This window comes from Candidatus Hepatincolaceae symbiont of Strigamia maritima, assembly GCF_055505085.1.
This window is the reverse complement of the sequence record NZ_DBKDTU010000020.1, coordinates 1-4100: the sequence shown is the minus strand read 5'-3', so window position 1 is coordinate 4100 and position 4100 is coordinate 1. Positions and strand designations below refer to the sequence as shown.

7 protein-coding genes are annotated in these 4100 nt (G+C 25.1%); 2 read left to right on the top strand and 5 right to left on the bottom strand.

Annotation, left to right across the window (positions count from 1 at the left end):
• The 5 genes from ACQCX0_RS00525 to ACQCX0_RS00505 form a co-directional block, all read right to left on the bottom strand.
• Positions 1-406: hypothetical protein (locus tag ACQCX0_RS00525; protein ID WP_462562109.1), on the bottom strand; the 406-nt coding region annotated here is incomplete at its 3' end.
• The gene (locus ACQCX0_RS00520; RefSeq protein ID WP_462562107.1) at positions 375-1166 is read right to left on the bottom strand and encodes a hypothetical protein; all 792 of its coding nucleotides are present in this window, start codon (positions 1164-1166) and stop codon (positions 375-377) included. The genes ACQCX0_RS00525 and ACQCX0_RS00520, both read right to left, overlap by 32 nt.
• 214 nt (positions 1167-1380) lie before the next feature.
• Positions 1381-1752, bottom strand: a complete 372-nt coding sequence (locus ACQCX0_RS00515; RefSeq protein ID WP_462562105.1) for a helix-turn-helix domain-containing protein — start codon at positions 1750-1752, stop codon at positions 1381-1383.
• 4 nt (positions 1753-1756) lie between these two features.
• Complete coding sequence (locus ACQCX0_RS00510; RefSeq protein ID WP_462562103.1) at positions 1757-2359, bottom strand: LexA family transcriptional regulator; 603 nt, start codon at positions 2357-2359, stop codon at positions 1757-1759.
• A complete protein-coding gene (locus ACQCX0_RS00505; RefSeq protein ID WP_462562102.1) occupies positions 2352-2717 on the bottom strand; it encodes a helix-turn-helix domain-containing protein in 366 nt (121 codons plus the stop codon). Before ACQCX0_RS00505 ends, ACQCX0_RS00510 begins: the two co-directional genes overlap by 8 nt.
• Positions 2718-2758: 41 nt before the next feature.
• Between ACQCX0_RS00505 and ACQCX0_RS00500 the strand changes: the two genes are divergently transcribed.
• Both ACQCX0_RS00500 and ACQCX0_RS00495 read left to right on the top strand, forming a co-directional pair.
• Positions 2759-3226, top strand: a complete 468-nt coding sequence (locus ACQCX0_RS00500) for a helix-turn-helix domain-containing protein (RefSeq protein ID WP_462562100.1) — start codon at positions 2759-2761, stop codon at positions 3224-3226.
• A gap of 21 nt (positions 3227-3247) precedes the next feature.
• Positions 3248-4100, top strand: an 853-nt coding sequence (locus ACQCX0_RS00495) for a hypothetical protein (protein ID WP_462562098.1), incomplete at its 3' end; no start/stop codon positions are given.

Genomic DNA, 4100 nt, shown 5'->3' with positions numbered 1-4100 from the left:
AAACTTGAAAAAAATAATAGTATATTTGAAATATATTTACAAATAATATGCTAGAAATTAGTATAAACAAACTTAAACATCCCATACGAAAATAATTAGTAATATGCAATAAATCATTTATTTGTTCATCGGACTCCCTCTCTTTGTTTTTATCATAAAAAATATAAGAAGTACTTAGAATTTTCCCTACTTTCCCAGTAAAAACCGTGAAATATGTTGTTGTATAAAATGCAAAAATAATTGTAGAGATTAGAATAAAATTATCATAGCTATTATTAATACAAACTTTTTCTTTTATAAATGGATAAAAATAATATATTAATATACAGCAACACCAATAAAGTATAGTTAAAATTCCCAAAGATATTTTATTACTAGTATTCAGATATTTTATTCTCCATATCATGATTTTTTATCCAATTTTCTAAAAACTCTTTTAACTTAGTATATAGTTTGTCATTGATCTCTGCAGTGCAACTATGTTTTATAGCACTATACTGATAACTTATATTATTACCATCTGCACTTTTCCCCTTAATAGTAACAAACTTTAGATCATATTTCTTAATATATTTTTTAAATTTTTTTAAATCATGTTCTACTCCAGATGTAACTTTTAATTCTACTTTGGCTCCTATACCAAAGCCTAATTTTTCAATTTTATCTGTATGATATTTATCTCCTAAATTTAACAATAATTCTTGTTGAGATATTTCTCCTGTTATTTTACATTCAGATAATAATGCTAGCTCTTTTAAATATTCGTCAATATTTGGAATAAAATAAGAAATTTCAATGTCTCTATTTAGAATACTCTTATAAAATGCTACTAATGCTGGAAATGATCCGTGCTTACCTAAAATATACCCATTAATTTGATCTATTAAATAATAATATTCAAGGGATATTTCAGGTTCTTCTGGTGGTCTGGGATTATCTTTAATGGTATTGTTGTTTTTCGTATCAATAGTTTTATTATGATAGGGATTTTTCTGTCCACCTAAAAATGACATAAAATAATAAGTTTCTATATTGTTGGTCTTACATTTAAATACTATTTCTTTTTGTGTGGAATTAGTAAAATGAAAACTAGTTTCACCTAAGTGCATTTGGGTATTAGTATTTTCTTTATTATTTATTTTTGCTAAATAGAATTTTGAAATCATTAAATTTACCTATTCTTATATGATACAACTTTTGATAAATTATAATATAGTATCATAAGATCAGTATATTTGCATTAATTGATAATAATAGAAGAGATATTAAGAAATAATTTAGTTTATTAAAGTTAGGTATAAATTTTTAGTTATTGATGATTTAGGCTTAGTTTGTGTATATATAATACTATCTAATTTTATAGTAAAAATTATACAATAATTAATCTTTAGTATTCTTAGTTATTAAAAAAATGCTATCTTTTAATGATTGTATATTAGCTGAGTCTGATATTAATAAATCCTCAGGTTTTAGTTTATATTTTTCCCAAAGCCATTTAGTATTTACTAATAATGCACCAGAATCGCTTATTGCTTGGTAATTATTTAATATTGGTTGTTCTTTAGTTAAATCTCTAATTAAATCTTCGGGAGAACACTCTAAAGCTTTTGAAAAAATTTTTAAATGTTTTTCATTAATTCTTGTTCTGCCGGTTTCAATCTGGGAGATAGTATTGTACGCTATTTCTGTAATTTTAGCTAATGCCCTAAGGGATAAATTTTTCTTTAATCTAAAATATTTTAGGTTATTCATTTTATCATTTTTCAAATAATTTACAAATATAAGAGCCTATTATTTCTATATTAATTTTTTTATTAAGGTCTATATCGTATGAGTCATAGGATAGATTAATAGAACTAACTCTTAAAATATTATTAGGCAACCGTTGTAGTTTTTTTAAAACAGGTTCTTCTTCTCCTATTTTAAAAACATAAATACCGTCATTTATAGATAAAGCATCTGAACTAGTATTAATGATAACTAATTGTTTATTTTTAATAAATGGTTCCATAGAATCACCGCTAGCTTGAAATAGAGCAAAGCTATCTATATTCGGGAAATATTCTTGTATCAAGGAATTATGTAGCCTTAATAAGCCTTTATAATATGGTTTTTCAACATCATTAAGGTTAGAGTTAATTAAATTTATTGTTATATAGTAATCTTCTTGAGTAAGGTCTCTAGTTAAATCATCTATAGTACAATTTAGAGCTTGAGATATTATTTTACCGTTATCTTTATTTAACCTTCTTCTGCCTATTTCTAAATTAGCAATTGTACTATGTGGTAAGTTAGTTTTAACAGCTAATTCTCGTTGACTAATTTTTAATTTTTCTCTAAAGAACCTAATATTATTCATTTTTAACAATACAAAAAATAATATTTTTTAAAGATTTTAGATTATTAGCATCATATGTAGATAAATTCTCAGGTTTTAATTTATATTTTTCCCAAAGCCAGTTAGTATTTACTAATATTTCACCAAAATCACCTATTACTTGATAATTATCTAACTTTGGTTGTTCTTTAGTTAAATCTCTGATTAAATCTTCAGGAGAACAATCTAAAGCTTGAGAAATATTTTTTATTGTATCCTCATTTAATCGTTTGTTTCCTAACTCTAGATTAGAAATAGTAGCATGATGTAACTTTGTAATTTTAGCTAAATCTCTTAGTGTTATATTTTTCTTTAATCTAAAAAATTTTATATTATTCATTTTTTCTTGACAGGTTGTCTTTAAGACACCATAATTAAATTATGAAACTAAAAGAATATCTAAAAACTGAAAAAATTAAAGCCTCTGATTTTGCTAAAGAACTTAAAATACATAAAGGTTCTTTGGCAAATATAATATCAGGTAAAAGAACCCCACGACCTCAAATTATGTTACGCATTTTTGAGATAACAGGAGGTGCAGTAACCCCTTACGATTTCTTAAATATTCCTAAAGATTATTGTAAGGGGGAATTGCCAAAAAGTAAAGAAGATATAACCTATGAAGAGAAATTAGAGAAAGTTCAAACTTTTTATAGGAAGTATAAAAAGAGTGTTAAACAAAAGAATCTCATAGATATTATTTGTAATAAGAATGAGAATATTTCTTTACAAAGTGTAAACGATAAACTTCGAGGTAAAAATAAGTTTACGGATTTTGAATTCGCACAATTATTTAATTACTATAGAGCCTTAGACGCTAAAAATAATAATATTGATTTTTCCTTTTAATCATAAGAGTAGGAGTTAGTTATGATAAATGTATCGGTTAAACAGTTAATTTCACTGGGAATACATGATAAAACAGCTTATCGCTGGTCTAAATACGGAATTCCTAAAGGAAAAGTTAAAACGGTGAGTGCTTTGTTAAATAATACGACTCCGTTATTTATTAAGCAAACTGATTCTTTAAATTCTAAAAATCAAAAATTCTCAAAATTTATTGAAATTAAAAATAGTAACGAAGTAGAGAAATCTGATTGTCAGAATTCTCATTTTTCTCAAAACTCTCAATTTGATAATTTAATACAAGAAAATCAAAAAATGAGAAAACAAATTGAGAACTTGGAAAAGAGTATTAACAACTTGAATTCATTACTATATAGCATAATTATTCCTCAAGCTAACTCTCAAAATGAGAATATTTTTTCTCAATTTTCTCAGGAATTTTCTCAAAATTCTCATTTTTCTCAAAAAAGGGAGGGGGATAAAGGGGGAGGGTTTGCAGGTAGTTTTTCTCAAAACTGGGTAACAGAGAATGGTATGGGAGAAAGTAAAGGGGCGGTAGGAAAGGAAAAGATATTGAATAAAGAAGTAGAAATAGTTAGTAATAATATAGTTCAGGAAACTATTAAAAATGAGAATTTTGAGAATGAGAAATTTTCCCCTCCCTTAACTTCTTTTTCCTACTGCCCTAAAAAAACTATTATACAAACGGATTCTCAAAAATTAGCACAAATTAATTTATTAAGTAACGGCTTAGCAGTAGATATATTAAAAAATGATAGTAAAGAATGGCTATTACTGTTGAATGATTGGTTTTTACATTTACAAACTAAACATAAAAAAAGATATAAAAAATATAGAGAATATAATGATTTTTTAA